Source organism: Vicinamibacteria bacterium (genome assembly GCA_035620555.1).
Classification (GTDB): domain Bacteria; phylum Acidobacteriota; class Vicinamibacteria; order Marinacidobacterales; family SMYC01; genus DASPGQ01.
The window spans coordinates 1-4,240 of record DASPGQ010000417.1; the positions used below are offsets into that span (position 1 = coordinate 1).

Annotated in this window: 5 protein-coding genes; 4 read left to right on the forward strand and 1 reads right to left on the reverse strand. The window is 62.9% G+C overall.

Going from position 1 to position 4,240, the window contains the following annotated elements:
- On the forward strand, positions 1-478 hold a 478-nt coding region (locus tag VEK15_17005), incomplete at its 5' end, for a hypothetical protein (protein ID HXV62402.1).
- Here the strand turns inward: VEK15_17005 and VEK15_17010 are convergent.
- Positions 445-633 carry a hypothetical protein gene (locus tag VEK15_17010; GenBank protein HXV62403.1) on the reverse strand — a complete coding sequence of 63 codons (189 nt, stop codon included), beginning with the start codon at positions 631-633 and terminating at the stop codon, positions 445-447. The genes VEK15_17005 and VEK15_17010 overlap by 34 nt on opposite strands.
- Positions 634-793: 160 nt before the next feature.
- Here VEK15_17010 and VEK15_17015 point away from each other — a divergent pair, with 160 nt between their 5' ends.
- The 3 genes from VEK15_17015 to VEK15_17025 all read left to right on the forward strand — a co-directional run.
- A complete protein-coding gene (locus VEK15_17015) occupies positions 794-1,894 on the forward strand; it encodes a hypothetical protein (GenBank protein ID HXV62404.1) in 1,101 nt (366 codons plus the stop codon).
- Positions 1,895-1,908: 14 nt separating this feature from the next.
- Entirely contained in the window at positions 1,909-2,991 is a 1,083-nt protein-coding gene (locus VEK15_17020; protein HXV62405.1) for a hypothetical protein, read from the forward strand.
- A 172-nt stretch (positions 2,992-3,163) separates the two neighbouring features.
- A partial coding sequence (locus VEK15_17025) for a DUF5916 domain-containing protein (protein ID HXV62406.1) occupies positions 3,164-4,240 on the forward strand: 1,077 nt, incomplete at its 3' end.

Here is a 4,240-nt window from a genome sequence, read left to right on the forward strand (position 1 = left end):
GATATTCCGACCCGGGGGAGTCATCTGGGAATGGAGCCTCGACCCCGGCGAATACGATCCTTCACCTGCGGTGATGGTCCATGTCGACCAGCGCCCGACGGATTTCGTCGTTTTCGGCTGTAGCCGCGACCGGCACGACCATCGCCTGGGACACACCCATCTCGGCTCGAGGCGTATCACTCTCTGGGCCGGCCAGGTGGCACGTGCGGTCGATGGGGACTGGGATCGAGCGGAGCTCCCCGACGTCGATGAAAGGGTCCTCGCCCGGGCGCTCGGCCGTGTTCTCGCACACGAGCTCGGTCACCTCTTCTTGCGTTTGAACGGTCACCGCGAAGACGGTCTCATGCGCGGCGCGTTCTCGCACCGGTCGCTCACGTCTCGGAGTCGACGGGGTTTCCTGCTTTCGAAAAGGGACATGGAGAGGCTGCGGGCGAGCCTCGGCCGCTATTCGAGGGTGGCGAGGAGCGAGCGCAAATAGAGCCGCCGCTCGGCGGAATCGAGAAACCAGGACGGATCGACCCGTCGATTGACTCGCCGGGGACAGCGATCGTCCGACCCTGCGGGAAGCTTCCGGTGGCGCCGGTCGCTCGACGCTTCCATGTCGCGCACGTCCTCGACCATCCAATCCAGCATCGACGACCTCCCTTCGCCCCAAGCTTAAATCGGCGGCGTGCCGAACAATGTGAGCCAATAAACAGCTATCGAGTCGATGATGCTCGCCGCCTTGCGATCGTTCCCAGCCAGACCTAGAATCGGGAATTCGCGAAACACAAACCCAAACGAGGAGATGCTCATGAAACTGAACGCAGTGACGATCGGCCTCGCCGCTCTTGCGCTCGTAGCGGGCGCGGGCTACGCGTCGGCCGAGACGGTTTCGTCTGACGTCGGCGCGTCGTTCCAATCCATCGGACCCCTGGCTTTCGGTCCCGAAGGGATCCTCTTCGCCGCCGACAACAAAGCGGCGACAATCTACGCCCTCGATCTCGGAAGCGAAGCCTCGGGAAAGACCCCGGGAGCCAAGGACGTTCCCGCCATCGATCAGAAGATCGCCGCGATGCTCGGAACCGATGTTCGAGAGATCTCGGTGACTGACCTGGCCATCGAACCTCGCTCGAAGAACGCGTTCGTTTCCGTGGAACGTGGCCCAGGCGCCAATTTGGGGACCGCCCTTCTGCGCATCGACGGCGAAGGCACCATCGACGTGGTCTCTCTAGACAAACTGAAGTACACGAAAGTGCAGATCGGAAATGCTCCCGAGGCAGACCCTTCGGCAAGGCGCGATCCGCGTGCTGCGACCGTCACCGACATGGCTTTCGTAAATGGGCGGATCTTCATCGCCGGACTCTCGAACGAGGAATTCGCCTCGAAGCTGCGCTCCGTCGCCTATCCTTTCGACAAAGTCGACCAGGGCACCAGCGTGGAGATTTACCACGGCGCTCATGGCCAGTGGGAGACCCGCTCACCGGTCTACACTTTCGTTCCCTATGACGTCGACGACGAGCCACACCTCATTGCCGGTTATCTGTGCACTCCTCTGGTGAAGTTCCCCATTTCGAAGCTCGAAGCCGGTCAGAAGCTCGTGGGGACCACGATCGCCGAGCTGGGGAACCGCAACCGCCCGCTCGATATGATCGTCTACTCGAAGGGAGGGAAGGACTACCTCCTCATGTCGAATACGAGCCGTGGCGTCATGAAGATCCCGACCGACGACTTCGGGTCGCAGGAAGGGATCACCAAGCACGTTCCCGATGGCAATCAGGCGGGAATCGCTTATGAGACGATCGCCGAGCTCGAGGGGGTCGAGCAGCTCGACTTCTACGACGAAGGCCATACGATATTGATGTCGCGGACCGGTTCCGGCGCGCTGAACCTTCATAAAGTCGCCTTGCCCTAGCTGGTGCCTCGTCTTTGCGCGTCCTGACTTTCGCGGTGGCGAGCCTCTTCTCGACGCTCGCCACCGCATCGGACGTACGGATCGCCCTCGTAGCCGGCACCGTCGAGATCACGGGGCTTCCGCCGGGCGAGGATGACCGCTGGGCGGAGCTCGTCCGAGTGACGGTTCACGACGAACGCACCCCCAACGCCCATCGGCCCGCGGTCGTGGGCACCTACGAGATCGAGGGGGACGTCCTTCGATTCCGTCCGATATTCGCCTTCGCGCCGGGAATGAGCTATCGCGTCGAGGTCGAGGGCGCCGAGCCAACGAGCACGATTCTCCACGTTCCCGCGAATGTCGGCGTACCGGTGACCCGTGTGGACCGCGTCTTCCCCTCGACCGACCTCCTGCCCGAGAACCAGCTCAAGGTCTACATTCATTTCTCTGCGAGCATGAGCGGGGGCGATGGTCTCCGATTCGTTCGCCTGGTGGACGAGAACGGGAACGAGGTGCTGGACCCTTTCCTCCCCCTGGGAGAGCACTTCTGGGATCACGATCGAAGGCGTTACACGATTTTCTTCGACCCGGGGCGGGTGAAGCGCGGCATCCTCCCGAACGAGCAGCTTGGCCGACCCATCCAAGAAGGCAAGCGCTACCGGCTCCTCGTCGATCCCGACTGGCGTGACGCGCAGGGTCTCCCTCTGGCGGAAGCTTTCGAAAAATCTTTTCGCGTGGGCGAGGCGGACGAGGAACCCCTCGACCCGGCGACCTGGTCTCTGACTGCACCCGGAGCCGGAGCCCGAGAGCCGTTCATCGTCGATTTCGCCGAGCCTCTCGACCACGAAATCCTGGTCCGCGCCCTCGAGGTGGAAGATGCGAGCGGGGCTTTCATCAGCGGCCAACACGAGATCTCGCGAAACGAGACACGTTGGTCGTTCTCGCCGTCCGAGCCGTGGCGCGAGGGAAGCTACCATCTCGTCGTCCTTGGCATCCTGGAAGACCTCGCGGGAAACCGCATCGGCCGGCCGTTCGAAGTGGACGTCTTCGAGGCCGTCCGCCCCGAAGAGCAGCAAAGCTACCGTATCCCCTTTGCCGTGGTCCCCGTTTCACGCTGAGCGGCGAACCTCTCCTGCGGGAGGCGTGGCTATCCGGCTCTCGATGTGCGATGATGCCAACGTTCCGACCGAATTTCCACTTTGTCATGGAAACCAGGTCGTGGCCGGTCTCGTCTAAGTCTGCGTGATCTGGCCGCCGAGAGCCGACATCCTCAGAGGGGCGGGCTCAGTCATGACACGATTCGCTCCACGACTCGGACGGTTGACCGCGTCCGCCATCGTGGGAACGGCGCTCGGGCTCGGCTCGGTAGCGCTTCGTTCCCTGCCGGCGCAAGCGTCGAGCCAGACGCCCGAAAAGAGACGGTATCGGGCGACGCGAATCGAGGCTCCGCCCAGCGTGGACGGATTGCTCGATGACCGGTGCTGGAACGAGACGAGATGGGAGGGCGGCTTCATCCAGCGGGAGCCCTACGAGGGAGAAGCTCCCAGCCAGCCCACCGATTTCCAGATCGTTTTCGATGAGTCGAATCTCTATGTCGCCGTTCGCGCGCACGACAGCGAGCCAGAGCTCATCGAGAGCCGTGTCACCCGCCGGGACGATCGCCAAGGGGATCAGATCGAGATCTACCTCGACAGCTACTTCGACAATCAGACGGCCTTCGTTTTCAACGTCAACAGCGCGGGGGTCAAGACGGATTTCGTGCTGTCCAGCGACGGAGCTCGGATGGACGATACGTGGGACGCCGTGTGGCACGTCGGCGTTGAAGCGAGCGGCACGGGATGGACGGCCGAGCTCGCCATTCCCTTCACCCAACTGCGCTTTGGCACGGGGCAGCCGCGCGTATGGGGCCTCCAGGTTCGCCGGCGCCTTCATCGCCGCGAAGAGCTCTCCGACTGGCAGCTCGTTCCCAAAGACGCCTCGGGCTTCGTGTCCCGCTTCGGAGAGCTCTACGGTCTCGACGAGGTCCCACCTCAACGTCAGGTAGAGATCCTTCCCTACGCTCTCACCCAGGCGGACCGGTACGAGGCCGAAGAGGGAGATCCGTTCTCGACCGGCGGCGGGGAGAATCTCAGCGGCGGCGTCGATGGGAAGCTCGCGGTAACGAGCGACCTCACCATGACGTTCACCGTGAACCCGGACTTCGGACAGGTGGAAGCGGACCCTTCCGAGGTCAACTTGACGACCTTCGAGACGTTCTTTCCGGAGAAACGTCCCTTCTTCGTCGAGGGGGCCAATATCCTCTCTTTCTCTCTGATGGGTGGAGACGGCGGCTTCGCCCAGGACAATCTCTTCTACTCGCGCCGCATC